This window comes from Candidatus Thermoplasmatota archaeon, from assembly GCA_038884455.1.
Lineage (GTDB): Archaea > Thermoplasmatota > E2 > DHVEG-1 > DHVEG-1 > JAWABU01.
In genome coordinates, this window is the sequence record JAWABU010000014.1 from 24,568 (window position 1) to 41,789 (window position 17,222).

Annotated in this window: 19 protein-coding genes; 6 read left to right on the forward strand and 13 right to left on the reverse strand. The window is 36.6% G+C overall.

Going from position 1 to position 17,222, the window contains the following annotated elements; all coding sequences use genetic code 11:
* Positions 1-32: 32 nt before the first annotated feature.
* Positions 33-1,106, forward strand: a complete 1,074-nt coding sequence (locus QXL17_03670; protein ID MEM4258235.1) for an ATP-dependent 6-phosphofructokinase — start codon at positions 33-35, stop codon at positions 1,104-1,106.
* Here QXL17_03670 and QXL17_03675 read toward each other — a convergent pair.
* The 4 genes from QXL17_03675 to QXL17_03690 all read right to left on the reverse strand — a co-directional run bounded on the left by QXL17_03675 (position 1,103) and on the right by QXL17_03690 (position 4,108).
* Entirely contained in the window at positions 1,103-1,774 is a 672-nt protein-coding gene (locus QXL17_03675; protein ID MEM4258236.1) for a flagellin, read from the reverse strand. The two genes, QXL17_03670 and QXL17_03675, sit on opposite strands and share 4 nt — an antisense overlap.
* A gap of 257 nt (positions 1,775-2,031) precedes the next feature.
* Positions 2,032-2,748, reverse strand: coding sequence for a flagellin (locus tag QXL17_03680; GenBank protein MEM4258237.1), 717 nt, complete (start codon positions 2,746-2,748; stop codon positions 2,032-2,034).
* Between the two features lie 14 nt (positions 2,749-2,762).
* Entirely contained in the window at positions 2,763-3,440 is a 678-nt protein-coding gene (locus QXL17_03685) for a flagellin (protein ID MEM4258238.1), read from the reverse strand.
* Between the two features lie 14 nt (positions 3,441-3,454).
* Positions 3,455-4,108, reverse strand: coding sequence for a flagellin (locus QXL17_03690; GenBank protein ID MEM4258239.1), 654 nt, complete (start codon positions 4,106-4,108; stop codon positions 3,455-3,457).
* A gap of 436 nt (positions 4,109-4,544) precedes the next feature.
* On the opposite strand from QXL17_03690, the gene QXL17_03695 reads away from it, so the two are divergent.
* The 5 genes from QXL17_03695 (at position 4,545) to QXL17_03715 (ending at position 9,399) form a co-directional block, all read left to right on the forward strand.
* The gene (locus tag QXL17_03695; protein MEM4258240.1) at positions 4,545-5,123 is read left to right on the forward strand and encodes a class I SAM-dependent methyltransferase; all 579 of its coding nucleotides are present in this window, start codon (positions 4,545-4,547) and stop codon (positions 5,121-5,123) included.
* A gap of 241 nt (positions 5,124-5,364) precedes the next feature.
* Complete coding sequence (locus QXL17_03700) at positions 5,365-6,366, forward strand: hypothetical protein (protein MEM4258241.1); 1,002 nt, start codon at positions 5,365-5,367, stop codon at positions 6,364-6,366.
* Positions 6,367-6,368: 2 nt separating this feature from the next.
* Entirely contained in the window at positions 6,369-7,175 is an 807-nt protein-coding gene (locus tag QXL17_03705) for a 6-hydroxymethylpterin diphosphokinase MptE-like protein (protein MEM4258242.1), read from the forward strand.
* Between the two features lie 62 nt (positions 7,176-7,237).
* Complete coding sequence (locus QXL17_03710) at positions 7,238-7,930, forward strand: hypothetical protein (protein ID MEM4258243.1); 693 nt, start codon at positions 7,238-7,240, stop codon at positions 7,928-7,930.
* On the forward strand, positions 7,927-9,399 hold the full coding sequence (locus QXL17_03715) for a radical SAM protein (GenBank protein ID MEM4258244.1): 1,473 nt from the start codon (positions 7,927-7,929) through the stop codon (positions 9,397-9,399). The genes QXL17_03710 and QXL17_03715 overlap by 4 nt, the downstream gene beginning before the upstream one ends.
* An 8-nt stretch (positions 9,400-9,407) precedes the next feature.
* On the opposite strand, the gene QXL17_03720 is transcribed toward QXL17_03715, so the two are convergent.
* The 9 genes from QXL17_03720 to QXL17_03760 all read right to left on the reverse strand — a co-directional run bounded on the left by QXL17_03720 (position 9,408) and on the right by QXL17_03760 (position 17,019).
* Positions 9,408-10,082 (reverse strand): cyclase family protein, encoded by a 675-nt coding sequence (locus tag QXL17_03720; protein MEM4258245.1) that lies wholly within the window; start codon positions 10,080-10,082, stop codon positions 9,408-9,410.
* Between the two features lie 19 nt (positions 10,083-10,101).
* Positions 10,102-10,749 (reverse strand): HAD hydrolase-like protein, encoded by a 648-nt coding sequence (locus QXL17_03725; GenBank protein MEM4258246.1) that lies wholly within the window; start codon positions 10,747-10,749, stop codon positions 10,102-10,104.
* 71 nt (positions 10,750-10,820) lie between these two features.
* On the reverse strand, positions 10,821-11,756 hold the full coding sequence (locus QXL17_03730; protein MEM4258247.1) for a phosphoglycerate dehydrogenase: 936 nt from the start codon (positions 11,754-11,756) through the stop codon (positions 10,821-10,823).
* 33 nt (positions 11,757-11,789) lie between these two features.
* Positions 11,790-12,842, reverse strand: coding sequence for a methyltransferase domain-containing protein (locus QXL17_03735; protein ID MEM4258248.1), 1,053 nt, complete (start codon positions 12,840-12,842; stop codon positions 11,790-11,792).
* Complete coding sequence (locus QXL17_03740) at positions 12,809-13,843, reverse strand: Gfo/Idh/MocA family oxidoreductase (GenBank protein MEM4258249.1); 1,035 nt, start codon at positions 13,841-13,843, stop codon at positions 12,809-12,811. Before QXL17_03740 ends, QXL17_03735 begins: the two co-directional genes overlap by 34 nt.
* Positions 13,844-14,138: 295 nt before the next feature.
* A complete protein-coding gene (locus QXL17_03745) occupies positions 14,139-14,852 on the reverse strand; it encodes a flagellin (protein ID MEM4258250.1) in 714 nt (237 codons plus the stop codon).
* A gap of 14 nt (positions 14,853-14,866) precedes the next feature.
* A complete protein-coding gene (locus tag QXL17_03750) occupies positions 14,867-15,547 on the reverse strand; it encodes a flagellin (GenBank protein MEM4258251.1) in 681 nt (226 codons plus the stop codon).
* 14 nt (positions 15,548-15,561) lie between these two features.
* Positions 15,562-16,215 carry a flagellin gene (locus QXL17_03755; GenBank protein MEM4258252.1) on the reverse strand — a complete coding sequence of 218 codons (654 nt, stop codon included), beginning with the start codon at positions 16,213-16,215 and terminating at the stop codon, positions 15,562-15,564.
* A gap of 357 nt (positions 16,216-16,572) precedes the next feature.
* Positions 16,573-17,019, reverse strand: a complete 447-nt coding sequence (locus tag QXL17_03760) for a hypothetical protein (protein ID MEM4258253.1) — start codon at positions 17,017-17,019, stop codon at positions 16,573-16,575.
* Positions 17,020-17,222: the final 203 nt, after the last annotated feature.

Consider the following 17,222-nt stretch of genomic DNA (forward strand, 5'->3'; position numbering starts at 1 on the left):
AATACAGAGCTGGAATTAATCAAGGTGGTGGTATGAAAAAAATTGGGATATTAACCGGTGGTGGCGACTGTCCCGGTTTAAATGCAGTCATTCGAGCAGTAGTTCGAAAGGCGTCTCGGTACGGATGGGTTACTATCGGTATTAAAAACGGTTGGAAAGGGCTCATTGAAGGTGATATGTTTCCCTTGACCGATCGTGTCGTCTCAGGTATTCTCCCCAAAGGAGGAACAATTCTTGGAACCTCTCGAACAAATCCTTTCAAAGAAACAGGCAATGTTGAAAAAGTTCAACAAAATATCAGAAAATTCAAACTGGATGCTCTGGTTGCAATCGGTGGAGAAGACACCTTGGGAGTTGCATTAAAGTTATATCAGCTTGGTATTCCTGTAGTCGGCGTTCCAAAAACAATCGACAACGATCTATCAGGCACTGATTTTACCTTTGGTTTCGACACCGCAGTATCGATTGTCACCGAAGCAATTGATCGATTACATACTACTGCTGAATCCCACCATCGAGTCATGGTGTTAGAAGTCATGGGGCGTCATGCAGGATGGATTGCAACAATAGCTGGTATTGCAGGCGGTGCTGATGAGATACTTATTCCTGAACAGCCCTTTGATCTTGATGTGGTATGTCGAAATCTTAAAGCTCGGTATGAAAGTGGAAAAACATTTAGTATCGTCGTAGTTTCCGAAGGAGCAAAACCAAAAGATATTGATAAATTTGCAACAGTATCAGATGAACGAGACGAATTTGGCCATGTGCGCCTTGGAGGCATTGGTAACTTTTTAGGAAAAGAGATTGAAAAAAGGCTCGGTGTCGAAACTCGTGTGACTGTTCTTGGCCACGTCCAACGAGGTGGTACTCCAACAGCGTATGATCGTGTACTTGCAACACGATTTGGCGTTGCAGCTGTCGAGGTTATTAAAAATCAGCAATATGGAAAAATGGTAGCGTTACGAGGAAATAAAATCATCCCTGTTGATCTAGAAGAAGCTGTTCAAAAGCTAAAAACTGTGGATATGGAGTTATACGATATTGCAAAAATCTTTTTTGGAAGAATTGCTCCAACTGAAGAAATCATGCAGCAAGATTTGACCTAAGGCCACAACTCAACAATATTTTTTAAATAGGTATTCGGCGTTGTAAACTCAATAAGACCCGCGATCCCAAATTCTGGATTAATCGAACCTTGTACTTTTATACGTGTTCCAAGACCCGAAAAACATTTCGAAGTATTTATCAGCAGAACAACAAGGTCCTCTTGATTAATAATAGGTAGCGATGCATTACAGGAACCGTCGATGTCACGAATGACTACAATTCCAAAGGTTGATGCAGAAAGACGACTGGCGTTTAATGTATTAAATAAACCATTTGTTACATTTCTACTAAAACAGGTTTTCGAATAATTAAGGATTGCCTGTTTTTTTGAATCAGAGATACTAATATGTGTATAGGTTAGATCAATTGCTTCAGAACCGGTAACTGGCGTGATAAAAATTGCGAGTTGAGAAATAGTTGCATTGTGTTGATACCCGCTGATATGGGTTACTTTCAAACCGCTTGATATTTCTCGTATCGTCTCCATTCCTGTTTTGAGCGCCTGTTGTTCTAAACTATTCATGGTTTGTATCAGAACCGATGCAGTGATGCCTGCGACAAGAATCATTGCGATAAAAATAATTAAGGAACCAACCCCAATTGATGCTTGACTTTCTTTCTGAAGTGTATACCAACGTAGTTGTATAATCCCCTCGCCTCCCTCGATTAATCACTAAGTTTAGTAGTACCTGAGAAGGATATATCTCCCAACTACTTAACGATAATTAAAAACGAGAATAAAAAGGTATTGTTTTATGTCAGAAGAAAATGAAAAAATCAGAGATTTGAGAAATATCAATAAAAACAAGTATTGTACGAGCTGACAAAAATCCTAAATTAGAATTAGATAATCGTCTTTTTTCCAGTATAAAAAAAATCTAAAAAATGATGAGAACTGAATCTCATCATGTAGAGTATCACTATTTATTGTAACGTCATGACTCGAGCGTTAAACGCAGCTGGCGTTGTAAATGAAATAATACCTGGTGAACCCTGCTCAGGTATGACTGCACCCCATATTGGTTTTCTTTCTGTGAAGCCATTGGTACCACTGAAATTAAAGCAGTGGTAAGTATAGACCGTCAGCATGACTTTATCTCCTCGATTGATAACAGGATTTGTTTGTGACACTGAATTATCAGCATCTTCAATAACTAAGATCCCGTAATCATCAACAGTATTATACTGTAATTGCTGAGTATGATTCAAACCTTCTCCGGGAAATACAGGAAGGTTGAAAAGATCATCAAAGCCTGCTCCGACTCTTTTTGCATAATTATTCTGCGAACTATTGTATTTCAGAATAATTTTTGTATCAGTATCTGATAACTCGAGAAAGACTTGACTTAAATCGATATCGGTAGAGCCAGAACGAGGGCGAACGGTGATTGCAAGTTTACTGATGTTTGCACCAGCAGCAGCATACCCATGAATTCCAAAAACCGCTAAGCCAGTTGCAACCTCGCCGATGGTTTGCTGTCCTGTTGCCATTGCTTGAGATTCAAGTCGTCCAGCAGTCTGAATCAGCACCGATGCAGCAATGCCTGCGACGAGAACCATCGCAATGAAGACGATGAGCGTACCAATACCAACATCTGCAACATCCTTCTCCTTAAGAACTTGTAATATCTTATGATTCATGGTTTTCATCCTCCTCATTGTAAATCATATACCACATCGTTGTATGCAGCCGGAGTGGTAAATGAAATAATACCGGGAGAACCAATTTCTGGGACGATCAAACCAAAAATTTGAACACGTTCTGGAACCTCTCGACCAAAACATGCAGCTGCTGCACATCGAACTGTTAATATAACTTTGTCCCCTTGATTGATAATGGGGTTAAGTTCTTTACAAGAACCATCTTGATCTTGAACAACAATCAAACCAAAGGTCTCGCTATTCAATTCATCCCAATTTCCTGTGTCAAAAATCTGAGCGTTAGAGATATTAACTGTTGCATTATAATGTCCTGGATTTTTCCAACCATTATACAGGAGAACAACTTTTTTAACTCCATCGCTTAAAATAAGCCGTGTTTGGTTGATATCAATGTCTGGTGCACCAGCGCGTGCTCGAACCGTAATTCCAAGATAGTTGAGCTTTGTGTTTTTCATACCGACAATATCAATAACGGCGATACCGCTGGATACTTCAGCAATGGTTTGCTGTCCTGAACTCATCGCTTGTGTTTCAAGTTTTCCAGCAGTCTGAATCAGCACCGATGCAGCAATGCCTGCGACGAGAACCATCGCAATGAACACAATCATTGCACCAATACCAACATCTGCAACATCCTTCTCCTTAAGAACTTGTAATATCTTATGATTCATGGTTTTCATCCTCCTCATTGTAAATTAACCACTGCAACTGCGTATGCTGCAGGGGTGGTAAATGAAATAATTCCTGGAGATCCTTCTTCCACGATTACTTGACCAAAAATATTTCTCCGAGTTCCTAAACCACTGAAAGCCGCAGTGGTATTAATCGTGAGAATAACATGATCCCCGGTGTTTATAACAGGATTAGATGAGGAACATGATTCATCTGCATCCTCCATGACGATGACACCAAAAGTCGTTCCATTGAGATGTGGAAAACAAGACGAGCTTAAGAGATCTCCGTTAATATTTGCGGTAATGGTAAAACAGCTTTTATTGTAAGTAAATATATTTTTTGTATCCGAATCTGAAAGTTCAATAACTGTTGTTGATAAATCAATATCTTTGGTACCTGCCCGCGGTCTAATAAAAATCGCTAAACGTACAATTTTACCGTTTTCGTGCTGTCCTACGATCTTTTCAACAGCTGCTCCAGTAGCAACCTCCGCAATGGTCTGTTGACCTGAACTCATCGCTTGTGTTTCAAGTTTTCCAGCAGTCTGAATCAAAACCGATGCAGCAATACCAGCAACAAGAACCATCGCAATAAAAACAATCATCGCTCCGATACCAACATCGCCGATATCGGTTTTTTGCAACAATTTTACCGTTTTTTCCATTTTACATCCCATCCTCACAACTCGTTATCTTGTTGTGATTCCGCAATAAATGAAAATCATGGATAATTTATTAACCTTGTTTGCATATGAGCATATAACTAGAAATATACGTATATATGCAGGTGCCAAATTATTCGATGAATAACTGCATTATTAAAGAAGAAATCACCAAGTAGAGTATCTAGTGTGCTACCTTGATATCTTTCTATTTTGAGAACAAATATAGAGAGTTACGAAGATATAAGGGAACGAAGTGAAATGAATAAACATATTTTTATAAAACATTGAACGAAAGAGGCAAGTTTATATAGAATTGTTAAACTTACGGTCACGTTACAGAAAATGATCAGAAATAGATATAATCAAATTGGGAAGATAAATGACTTCTTCTCGATGATAAACGGATAAATTTACTTGGGTTTATCTGAGGTGGTATATGAAAAAAATAGTCGATTATGCATATATGAAGTCGATGAACGTTGTATTCCTCTTAAACATGTTAGGAACAAGGCAAAGTATTTATGTGATGAAAAACCATTTTAATAAAAAAAAAGTTATTGGCGCAGAGATAGGGGTTCTGCGCGGTTATAACACACGGAATATACTCCGACATCTCAACATTGACAAAATATATCTTATCGATCCGTACATGATGTATGAAGGAATCGATGAGAAACAAGATCCAAAAGTTCCACATAGTAAAGCTTTTTTGTATGCACAAAAGGTTTTAAAAAAATATAAGGAAAAAATTATTTGGATTAGAAAAATGTCTTCAGAAGCAATCAATGATGTCCCAGAAAACTTAGATTTTGTGTATATTGATGGAAATCATTTATATGATTATGTACTAAAGGATTTAGAATTATATTATCCAAAGGTAAAACCTGGCGGTGTTTTATGTGGTCATGATTTTAATCATCCTGATGTTGCTCGCGCAGTTGCTGAATTTTCACAAAAGAAAAAGGTAAGTTTTCAGACTCACGGCTATCCTACTGATTGGTGGATAAAAAAATAAAAAGCATAACAAAGGAATATTCACCATTTTTTATTATTTAGTTTGATGGGCAGTATGATTAGTAACGATTCTACATAAACAAGTTTTACAAGAGCTATCAGTAATATTTATATATGCATGTAGGAGTTACTTCATTATGCGAAATATTTTTTTAAAAATTCAGTTGATAAATTGGTTAAAAAAAGATAATATCCAAGTAAATCGCTATGTGCTAACAAAACAATTTCCGTGATGTGACTTTATGCCAATACTTTTTATTAATGCACCCGTGCAGATTTATTCAAGAGCTGTTCCGTTAATTGAGAACAAGAAATTTAAAAAATATTCAGTAGTGATACCTGAAGAGCTTGTACCATTTTTTAAGGAAAATACCAATGCAGATATTATTGTTCCTAATGTTCATCCAAATCTCATAACTGCTCAAACAAAGTGGAAACTTTTTTATAATGTTTTGAAAGCACGAAAAGAATATAAGCGATTGTTTAAAAATATTAACAACGATGAGATATATCTTTTTTTTACTTCATGGTCTGTCGTTTTTCTTAGTTATGTTAAAAAACTTTCTAAAAAAAATAAGGTTTTTCTGGTTTTATCTGAAAAAAATCCGCATAAATTCTCTTTCCAAAAACAAAAAGGTGTTATTCCCTTCTTTATGATCTTGGTCGCAAAAATATTCCTTGGTGTTGATGTTTACATTTTGAATAAAGCAGGACGTTTCGCTTGGGAGTTAAACAGGGAAAAAATTAATTTTGAAATTATCATGCCTTCCCCATTAGATACGCAACCTGCGAAAACAGGAAAATACCAGCATCTTCTCAAAGGTAAAACAGTGTTATTTCTTGGTGATGATCTTGTCTCTGAAGGTGCTATTGAAGAAAGCGTTGTTAATATAACCAATACACTTATGGACATTCTTGATGAAAGATTCAAGGATAAATATGTTATTAAACCACATCCACGAGAGCATACACTCTACGGAAGAATGGCTCATTCAGACCATGTTATTTCCCCATATATCCTTGCAGAAACACTCATGAATCATGATTGGAAATACATCATTGGATACTATACTGAGGCGTTATTTGCTGCTAAACGAACTACAAAAGCAACGGTCATTTCATTACTTCATCTCTGGACTTGGACCAATCCAGTTTTAAAGGAATATTGGCAGAAAGAATTTGAACAGAATAACATCATTATGCCACGAACGGTTGAGGAGCTCAAAGAAATTTTGAAGGGGTGACGATGGCTCAAAATCTCGAAGAAATAATCGGTATGAAAATATCGATTCCAAAACATTTTGCAAAGGTAGCAAACACCGCAAACATGATACTTGACTACCGATTTAACAAAAAACTTGAAAAATTGAACAGCACGCTTTCATCGTTACATAATATCCATAAAGGAAAACGAGGATTCTTAATAGGATCTGGCCCATCTCTAAATAAAACGAATCTAGCATTACTTCAAAACGAACACGTTATCGGCGTCAATACGTTATATCGAGGGTTGAATCGATTCAAGCTTTCACCAGAATATTGGGTTGTAGCAGATGGCAAATTATTTCAGGAGAATTACAAAGAGCTTTTTGCTTTGAAAAATGTACAGATGTTTCTAACTGAAAATGCGGCTCGAAAATATCTAACAAAGTATCATTTTTACCATCTCTATGAGACAACACAGCCATATGTACTCCGGAATCTTGGTTCTATGAATGTCTACAATACCTTTAGCACAGATATTACGAAAGGTATCTACAGCGGTGGCTCCTCAGTAATTAACGCATTACAAATAGCGTTCTTTTTAGGATTTCAGGAAATGTATTTAGTAGGATGTGATTGTGGAATAACTGATAATCAGTACCGTTTTGAAGATACGCCGGTAGAAAACCGTATTGGTAAAGGAATACGTGGAGAATGGCAGTATCTTTTTGATGCGTATAAAGTATGTAAAAAAGCATATGAGGATCATGGGAGAAAAATTTTTAATGCAACTGTGGGCGGATATTTGGAAGTTTTTGAACGAAAAAAAATAGAAGACGTTGTTCTTTAATAATAAATAATGTATTACAAGGCAAAACAAAGAAGGATATCAAAATAGTACATGGTGAACGTATGAGACAAAAAAATAAGATAGTTATTATGATTCCGGCTCGATTGGGAAGCCAGCGAATTTTATTAAAAGCATTACAACCAGTCCATAATCGTTTCCTTACCTGCTATATCATCGATGTTTGTAAAGAGGTTGTCTCCGATTGGAAGAATATCTATCTGAACGCCTCTGAATCAGTTTTTGAATCTATAGCAAAACAAGAGAAAATAAATTATTATAAACGACCCGATCACCTCTCCTCATCATCTGTGACGAACAATGAGTATATTTATGACTTCTTGAAAAACATACCATGTGATTATGTCATTCAAGCGAATCTTACTTCACCATTCTTAACGAAAAAAGACATCAGTGGATTTATAAAAAAGTTGACGACAGAGCAGTATGACCTTCTTTTTTCAGTAAAGGAAATACGCTCCGAAGCGCTCTATGATAACAAACCGCTTACATTTTCATATGGTGGTTCAAAACAGAATTCACAGAATATCAAACCACTGCATATCATATGTTGGGGTTTGACTGGTATACGATCTAAGACGTTTATAAAAAATTACGAACAGGATGGCAAAGCAATATTTGGCCACAAAGGAGATAAAATTGGTTATTATCTACTATCAGGCCTTTCAACAATTGACATTGATTATCCTGATGATTTAGAGTTAACACGGTTGCTTATGAAGGAAAAAAAACAATGAAGGTATTATTTATTTATCCAAATCTAATGCTTCAAGCAACAATACCTAATAGTATCGCAATTTTATCAGCATGTCTGAAAAAAGAAGGGCACATAGTTAAATTGTTTGATACCACCTATTATAAGACTGAAGAGATATCAAATGAGGAAAAACGGATACAACGATTTCAGATTAAACCGTTTGAGATAAAAAAGTTAATTGAAACTCCTGTTGAAGATGATTTGATAAAAACCGTTGAGCTGTACAAACCTGAGCTCATCGCGATTACTTTTGTTGATAATACCTTACAACTTGGGATGAAATTACTACGTAAAATTCGGCATACAAACATTCCGGTGATTGCTGGTGGTGTGACTGCAATTTTACGACCTGAAGAACTTGCAAATAAAGAAGAAATTGATTATGTATGTTATGGAGAAGGAGAAAACGCAATTGTAAAAATCATTGAGTACCTCGAAGGAAAAATTCCAATTCAGGATGTCCCAAATATCTGTTATCGAAGCACAAAGGGGAAAAAAACTACCATAATGTACAATAAACCAGATGATCTTGTCGACATCAACATAATACCTTTTGAAGATTATACAATTTTTGATCAAGAGCGGCTGATGCGGCCGATGTCAGGAAAAATTATCAAAACTGTAACGATTAATATGGATCGAGGCTGTCCGTATTCATGTACGTATTGTTGTGCTCCATCGCTGCGGAAACATTACGGTAAAGGATATTACCGACGCAAAACAATAGAAAGAATACAAGCTGAATTAGAGTATCAAATCAAGCTACATCAACCAAAGTATATTTACTTCAATTCTGAAACATTTCTTGCGGTATCTGACGAAGAATTCAAACGATTTGCAGAAATGTATAAAAACTATCAAATTCCTTTTTGGTGTCAAACACATATTAAAACAATAACAGATGTTAAAATAAGATTATTAAAAGAGATAGGATGCGATAAGATCGGAATTGGCATTGAATCGGGAAATGAAAACTATCGAAAAAACCGGCTTAAAAAAACATTTACAAATAACGAGGCAATTGAAGCGTTTAAAATTTTAAAAAAATATAATGTAGAGGTCGGTGTTAACAATATTATTGGATTACCTGAAGAAAACCGTAAATTAATTTTTGACACAATCCGATTAAACCGAAGATTAAATAAGATTTTACACGGTAGAATGTCAACGAGTGGTTTTATATTTCAACCATATAAGGGAACAGAGCTATACACCTATTGTATTAACAACAAATATCTGTCTCCCGACCAAGAACCTGATACGTTGATTGGCGATCCTGTAATCGAAAATCCGTATCTCTCAAAACAAGAATTATCAGGTTTATTGAGAACATTTTCATTGTATGTTAAAATGCCGATATGGTACTATCCATTAATTCGTATTGCAGAAAAAAACGATACCATGTTAGCATTTGTAGGAAAAATTTTTTGGAAAAAATATGCAGGTTAAATTGATCATCATAAGACACCGACAACGGTACAGGGAGAACTATCTAGATTAGCGATGAATAAAGGACAAACGAAGACCTGCCGTAACCTTGTTAATTTTTTACTTGATAGGTCCATGTCTTCGAGTAATAAAATCGGATTACTTGCATAATCTTTATCCTGAAGAAAAATAGTATGCGCCTTTCGCCCTGATTCACGATGGATGAAACTTGATATCGAAATCGAATCAATACCAACACATTTAATGTTTGGATATTCAGTACGAAGATAATGTGCAATCTCGGGAGAGATTCCAGGGTTTTTTAATCGATACACAGCTTCATTTCTATATTTCCAAAAACCAGTTCGAAATATGATCATATCACATGAGCTCAACGAAGACGAATACGACAGTAGTTCATCAACCATTACTAATTCTCCAGGATTTTTTGGTATATCTAGAACTATCGGATGAGAAAAAATGAATTCTTCTATAGTATAGTCAGTGATTTTTTTACCAGTATCTATGAAATGATATGGTGCATCAATATGTGTTCCGAGATGGTTATGGATATGGATGAGTGATGTATTACAGGAATTTCCTTGGGTGATCTGTTGGTATGGTTCAATTTGAAGTGGTGGGGTATTTCCATAACTGGGAGTAGCCGTGTTTATTGGATATGACAGTAAGATATATCGAGACATAGTCACCAGAGCTCTCATATTATTTTTCTTTAATATCCCTCACAATCCATTCTTTGATGTCGAGGAGATTCGGGAAATTTGGGACGCAAAAGTCATCAAAAGATTCAATATTTTTTCTTCCTATGAACTTGACTCCTGTTTTTCGTGCAACGTTATAATCTTCCCGCATATCCCCAATATAAATTGCTTGCTGGGGCTGTGCGTGTTCAGCAGTAAGAGCAGTGTGAATAAATTCAATTTTATTACCTGGCGGACTTCCAAAAACACGTTTAAAATATTGTTGTATCTTTCGTTCTGCGACAATACGTTCTAACTCTTGTTGAGGTGTGTTCGATGCAAGATAAATGGGATATCGTGGTGCAAAGAATTTTAAAAATTCGAGTGCACCAGGAACATATGGGCAGGTAACGACTTTTTGATAAACGATATATGAAAACCGTTGTCCAAGATCACGTTCAACTTCAGGAGTATACGGTTTTTTTAAAATATTTTCATAGATATATTTAAATTTTACATATCGTGAAAATGCATGATGCCGTACGTGATAATCGATAATGTCATCGATATATTCATGATACTCTTGAAATAATTCGCGAAATGCCTCTGTTTTTAGATCAACAGATTCAATGATGACTCCGTCGAAATCCATAATAATAAGTTTAAGCATAGAGTTCACGAAATCCATTCATATTTCTTTCACACGTGTTGTATTTTTGAGATTCTCTGCAAAGGTCGAAATCACTGCTTACTGAATACCTCAAGAAGATTTTTCACCGCCTGAATCTCCATATCAAGCCGAGATTCCTTCGCATATGATCCTATATGAGGTGTTAGAATAATATTTCCAAGTTCGGTGAGAGGACCTGCATAGGGTTCCTGAGTATAAACATCCAGTGCTGCACCTGCCAGTGATTGTGTTTTTAATGCTTCGTACAAGGCATGTTCGTCAAGGATCTCCCCTCTCGAAAGATTTAAGAGAAACGCCTGTTTTTTCATCAATGCTAGCTCAGATTTACCGAGCAGTGGTTTACCTTCAGGTGATTTTGAAACATGGACACTGACAATATCGCTTTTTTGAAGCAGATCAGATAAAGATAACAGATGAATGTTTCTTTGTTTGCACCAGTCATGATCTGGATGAATGTCATGCCCGACAACAGTAACTCCGAGCAGTTGGAGCATTTCTGCAACCTTTTTACCAATACGTCCGAGACCAATAATTCCGACAGTTTTACCATACAATAGAAAGCCCATATCTTTGTTCCAAATACCCTGACGGATTAAACGATCACGATATGAAATCATCCGCAACAAATCAAAAATGAGTCCAACGGTTAATTCTGCAACAGCCCGTGTCGGACCATCTGGTGTGTTTTTAATGATAATGCCATGTCTACGTGCATATTCGATATCGATATTGTCGATACCAACACCAACACGACTGATACATCGTACCAAAGGGAGCGCAGAAAGTACCTGCTGATTTAAAGTTTCAACGCCTGCAATGATTCCCTGACACTCCTTCCCAAGTTCTATAACTTCCTCTGGTTTCATCTTTCGATGATACGGATTAAGAATCACGTCAATATGCGCTTGCCGAAGTAATTCTAATGGTTCATCTCCGCACTCTCCAAATGAGGAAGGAGTGATAATTACCTTTTTTTTTGATACCATAAAAACAACGCCTCGTTTTTCTATCAAGTTTTTTTATTTCTTCTGTGCAACTATCCGAAGTGGTGAACTTAAATTGTATTGTTGTAAGAAATCTTGAAAAGCTCGATGTGCTCGCTCGTCTCGATTCTCAAGTAGATACGTAACAAACCGTGGTACCTGAATACTGGGATCATTGTTAACAGCATTTCGCACAATTTCTAGATCTAGTTGGCCAATGGTACTTAATTCAATGATTTCGAATCCACAATCAGTAAGCAGTTTTGTAATTCCTTCCGTTGAAAAGAGATTCATATGGTCCAAAGGATGAATACTCTTGGAATGCTGCCAGAGGATTTGAAGATCAAAACCGCTAATGGTTGTTGTGGTTAAAAATAAAAGACCATTCGGTTCGAGTAAAGAATGAGCTTTTTGAATTATTTCTTTTGGGTTGGAAACACGATCAATAACCTCCAAAGCACTAAACACCGCCGTCCGTGACCCCTCAGAAACAACAGAATCTAATGAATCATACATATGTATATTCTTAGAAGAGACTGTATCACGAATAGATCTGTAAGGTTCAACAAGAGTTATACGGTCAAAAAATTTGAATGACCGTAATGCTTGAACAAATTCGTTATATTTGGTCCGAAAATCAATTAAGGTAACCGGTTTTTTAAGATACGTTTCAGTGACATCAACGATCCAGAAGGCACGAGGATGCACAATTACCCGCTTTCTCGAGGAAAGAGTCGCTTTATAAACCTTATTTAACCAAAATGTCATTGATTTTGATTTCTGATAATATTGTGTAATATTGAATTCTGAGGGGCGAGGTGTAACAAAGACTGTTTTACAGTTCTGACACTCGACATATGTCATACCAAATTTTTTAAAAAGTTGCTCGTTTTTTTGAGAATTACATCCTGGACAATTTATATCAAAAAGATCCCATTTCTTTAAGAGTAGGCCAAGTTCTTGTTCAATCATCTGGAGATAAACATCAAATAACTTTGCTGGCTGTACCTCAAAGATCCTAATATCTTCATTAACAACAACATGTTTCATAGTTTTCAACTCGATTGTTTTTTCATTTTTTTTCTCCATTGTGTATCAGCATTATAAATCTTATACACCAGTTCCATCGCCTTTAATGCATCGGTAGATGTTCCATGTCTAATAGGCTTATTGTTGAGAATACAATCAACAAATTCATCGATTTCTAATTTCCAGGAGTTATCTTCGCTGAAATAGATAATTTCCTCTCGAGGGTTTCCTAAGGCAAATGCTTCATTTTCAAACTGTCGACGGGCTATAATCAAACTTTCTTGGCCATAACTATGGGTTGAGGATAAGATGCCATTAATAATAACGTATCCATCACGGAGAAATATATCAAGTTTAAACATATGTTTCCATTGGGTTGACGAAGAATGAATCATTGCGGTTTGATTACTGTTATTTCGTAATATGGCAAAGACGTTGTCCTCAACATCAATATTCCAGTATGCATTAGTGACAAAACTTTTAATCTCACTGAAATCCCCGCAAAAAAATCGAAATAGATCTAACATATGGATGCCTTGATCAAGAAGTATTCCTCCTCCAGCAATGCCCCGATCGCTCCGCCAATTCTTTTCGAAATCGATACCTCCTGATTTTCCATAGATCCCTCGAAGCCAGAGAATTGAACCAAGACGACCACTATCGATAATTGCCTTTGCTTCACGGACGCCATCGTGGTATCGATGATTAAAACCAAATTTCACTTTTACATCTTTATGTTTTTGTTCTGCTTTAATAATCTTTTTGATATCACCAACAGTACGACCCGGTGGTTTTTCACAAAAAACATGAATGTTTTTTTTTAATGCAGCAACTGCAATATCTGAAGAATATCGATTTGGAGTACAGATGAAGACAGCATCAAGATTTTCTTTAAGTAAGGTTTTATAGTCAGTATAAAAAGAATATTTCGATGAAATATTTTTCGGCTTTATAACATCACATATGCCGATAAGAGATAAATTCGTATGATTTTCTATAATCCTCTGTCGTATTCGTCCAACTTTACCGTATCCAATGATGCCAACCTTTAGTGTATCCATAATCCCCTCGAAAATATTTCTTTTTTGATGAAAAACTTATTATCAAGTATTATACGTCTCTTCAAGATAGTATGAATGTTGATATACTTTGATTTATCAGGGTATCCACGATAATTTTTGAGCATACAAAAAGGCAAAATGCATCTTCGTGGTATAAATTCTACGGTTTAGGTTTATTATGGATTCTTCTTTTAAAAAATTATACAGGAACTTTTTTAGTTGGAAAAATTCTCAAAAAATGAAAAAAATAAGATGATGTGCAGATTTTCTGCACAGAGTGCTTTTTTTACCGGACTCACTGTAGATCCATGACTTTGCTGTTGTATGCCGCAGGAGTTACAAAGGAGATAATACCCGGAGATCCGAGTTCAGGAACAACAGCACCCCAGATCGCTTTTCGCTCCCGGAGACCTTGTGAACCACTCTCATTAAAGCAATGGTAGGTATATACCGCGAGCATGACTTTATCTCCTCGATTGATAACAGGATTTGTTCCTGAAATCGACCTATCTGCATCCTCAACGACTAGAATTCCAAAGTCATCGATTACTCCACTTTCTTGCGCTGCTGAATAATTCATACCCTCTCCAGGGAATATCGCTTGATTGAAGATGTCATCAAACCCGGCATTTAACCTTTTTGCGAAAAAGGTATTATTGTATCTGAGAACAACCTTCATTGTTGGATCTGCTAGTTCAACGAATACCTGATTAAGATCAATGTCAGTTGAACCTGCACGAGGTCTAACACAGATGAGTAACTTACTGATATTTGCGGATACCGAAGAGGAATATCCTTCGATATCGAAAACTGCGAGACCGGTTGCAACCTCGCCGATGGTTTCTTGCCCTGTCGCCATAGCCTGCGATTCCAATTTCGTCGCTGTTTGAATCAGCACCGATGCAGCAATTCCTGCGACAAGAACCATCGCAATGAACACAATCATTGCACCAATACCAACATCTGCAACATCCTTCTCTTTAAGTATCCTTAATATTTTATGATTCATGGCTTTCATCCTCCTCATTGTAAATCATATACCACATCGTTGTATGCAGCTGGGGTGGTAAATGCTATCACACCAGGTGATCCAATTTCAGGTATGACTCTTCCATAGACTTGAGTTCGAGTTGGAATCTCTCGGCCAAAGCAACCACTTGCTGAACAAAGCAAAGTAAGTACAACTTTATCTCCTTTGTTGATAACTGGCGTTGCTCGTTGACAGGATCCATCTTGATCTTGGAGGACAATAATCCCAAATTTCTCAAAGGTTAACGAATCCCAGTTTCCAGTGTCGAAGAGTTGAGCATTGGATGAGTTTACTGTTGCATTATAATGCTGTGGATCAATCCAGCCGTCATAGAGCAGAACTGTCTTTTTTGTTCCATCGCTAATTACAATACGTGTTTGGTTGATATCAATGTCTGGTGCACCAGCGCGCGCGCGTACTGTTATTGCAAGATATTTCAGATCACTTGTGCCAGTTTTTCCTACCACATCAATAACGGCGATACCGCTGGATACTTCAGCAATAGTTTGCTGTCCTGAACTCATCGCTTGTGTTTCAAGTTTTCCAGCAGTCTGAATCAAAACCGATGCAGCAACACCTGCGACAAGAACCATCGCAATGAACACAATCATTGCACCAATACCAACATCTGCAACATCCTTCTCCTTAAGAACTTGTAATATCTTATGATTCATGGTTTTCATCCTCCTCATTGGAGCTCCACCACCACATCGTTATATGCAGCAGGAGTGGTAAATGATATAATACCAGGTGATCCTTCTTCAGGTATGATCATACCAAAGACATTGACTCTTGTTGCAAGACCACCAAATGCAGCAGTGGCATTCACAGTAAGAATCACATGATCTCCTGTGTTGATAACCGGGTTAGATGCTGAGCATGATTCATCTGCGTCTTCGAGAACGATAACACCAAAGACTGTGTTGTTATTGACTGGATAACTGGCAGCCTTGAAGCTATCTCCATTTATGTTTGCTGTTACAGTAAAGTAGGTTGGACTGTACGTAAATAGGTTTTTTGTCTGAGAATCAGAGATCTCAACAACAACTGTTGATAAATCAACATCTTTTGTCCCAGCACGAGGTCGTATTTCAATCGCCAGTCGAACAATTTTCGATCCCTCGTTTTTTCCAGAGACTTTTTCAACAGCTATTCCAGTGGCAACTTCTGCTATGGTTTGTTGCCCTGTCGACATCGCCTGCGTTTCTAATTTGCCGCTTGTTTGAATAAGAACAGAAGCAGCAATACCAGCAACGAGGACCATCGCGATAAAAACAATCATCGCTCCGATACCAACATCGCCGATATCATTTTCCTTTAATTTCTTATATATCTTTCCCATCGCTTCCACTTCCCTCCTATAGTTGTTCTATAACAACTTTTTTAGAGTGCTAAACATTGAAACATCTGGTTTGTTTATATATTTTATTTGCAGATGAATACGTATCTGAATATGCAGGTATGTATGCAGTTATACTGCGAATTGTTTTTACAGATATATTAGTAGATTATTAGTCACCTGGACTACTTGGTATGTATGAAGATATATCTAGTAGAAGGTGACTTTTAAAAAAAAAAGGTTCATACAAACATAAAATGTAATTGACTATGACTGAATGTAATGTTTTACTTGATTGGAATTGTTGAACTATAACGACCGCCAATGTAAAAAATCATGCTGTGTCGTATCTTTTCTGTATCATGCTTTTTGTTGAGAGTTGAGAAGACGTCGTTCAAGTTCGTTGACCTCATGTTCAAGTTGCATAAGATTCAAATCAACACCCATTGAACGAATCGCATTATTATATTCTTCAGTTAGATTTCTTGAGATTTCTTTAATAAAAAAATGACCTGCATCTTCTCCTAAGTTTTTATTCATCGTTGTAATAATATCATGGAGTGCTTTGCCAATCTCTTCAGATGAAACAACATTAACATTAGAGAGGACAGTAATCGGCGTTCGTTCTTCTACGAATTGAGTGTCTTTGACATCGATATATTTTAAAAAATCATATCGACTACTCAGTTGTTTCAGTAATGTTTCTAGAACCGATGTTGCATATCCTTCGGTTGTTTTTCTACCTGAGATAGTAATCATTGTTGTCAGTACCTTTTTCATGATATCATCGTTTTGTATTTTTTGCATATGGTACTACCTCTTATTTTTAGAAAGGATCAATAAATACATCTATTAATCGTAAAAATAGATTAAAACTTTTCTTTTCTATAGTAGAGCTCAGTTGAAATTTATAGGCTGTTGAAAAATTCTTGTGTTAATACAATTTGAAGAGTGATTGGAAGAATGCAGTGTATTTTGAATGAAAATTAAATCAAAGTAATCTGCCTTTC

Excerpts from the sequence above, each read along its gene's own strand:
- QXL17_03670 (MEM4258235.1), top strand. The coding sequence starts at position 33 with ATGAAAAAAATTGGGATATTAACCGGTGGTGGCGACTGTCCCGGTTTA.
- QXL17_03680 (MEM4258237.1), bottom strand. The coding sequence starts at position 2,748 with ATGAATCATAAGATATTACAAGTTCTTAAGGAGAAGGATGTTGCAGAT.
- QXL17_03685 (MEM4258238.1), bottom strand. The coding sequence starts at position 3,440 with ATGAATCATAAGATATTACAAGTTCTTAAGGAGAAGGATGTTGCAGAT.
- QXL17_03690 (MEM4258239.1), bottom strand. The coding sequence starts at position 4,108 with ATGGAAAAAACGGTAAAATTGTTGCAAAAAACCGATATCGGCGATGTT.
- QXL17_03695 (MEM4258240.1), top strand. The coding sequence starts at position 4,545 with ATGAAAAAAATAGTCGATTATGCATATATGAAGTCGATGAACGTTGTA.
- QXL17_03700 (MEM4258241.1), top strand. The coding sequence starts at position 5,365 with ATGCCAATACTTTTTATTAATGCACCCGTGCAGATTTATTCAAGAGCT.
- QXL17_03705 (MEM4258242.1), top strand. The coding sequence starts at position 6,369 with ATGGCTCAAAATCTCGAAGAAATAATCGGTATGAAAATATCGATTCCA.
- QXL17_03710 (MEM4258243.1), top strand. The coding sequence starts at position 7,238 with ATGAGACAAAAAAATAAGATAGTTATTATGATTCCGGCTCGATTGGGA.
- QXL17_03715 (MEM4258244.1), top strand. The coding sequence starts at position 7,927 with ATGAAGGTATTATTTATTTATCCAAATCTAATGCTTCAAGCAACAATA.
- QXL17_03720 (MEM4258245.1), bottom strand. The coding sequence starts at position 10,082 with ATGTCTCGATATATCTTACTGTCATATCCAATAAACACGGCTACTCCC.
- QXL17_03725 (MEM4258246.1), bottom strand. The coding sequence starts at position 10,749 with ATGCTTAAACTTATTATTATGGATTTCGACGGAGTCATCATTGAATCT.
- QXL17_03730 (MEM4258247.1), bottom strand. The coding sequence starts at position 11,756 with ATGGTATCAAAAAAAAAGGTAATTATCACTCCTTCCTCATTTGGAGAG.
- QXL17_03735 (MEM4258248.1), bottom strand. The coding sequence starts at position 12,842 with ATGGAGAAAAAAAATGAAAAAACAATCGAGTTGAAAACTATGAAACAT.
- QXL17_03740 (MEM4258249.1), bottom strand. The coding sequence starts at position 13,843 with ATGGATACACTAAAGGTTGGCATCATTGGATACGGTAAAGTTGGACGA.
- QXL17_03745 (MEM4258250.1), bottom strand. The coding sequence starts at position 14,852 with ATGAATCATAAAATATTAAGGATACTTAAAGAGAAGGATGTTGCAGAT.
- QXL17_03750 (MEM4258251.1), bottom strand. The coding sequence starts at position 15,547 with ATGAATCATAAGATATTACAAGTTCTTAAGGAGAAGGATGTTGCAGAT.
- QXL17_03755 (MEM4258252.1), bottom strand. The coding sequence starts at position 16,215 with ATGGGAAAGATATATAAGAAATTAAAGGAAAATGATATCGGCGATGTT.
- QXL17_03760 (MEM4258253.1), bottom strand. The coding sequence starts at position 17,019 with ATGCAAAAAATACAAAACGATGATATCATGAAAAAGGTACTGACAACA.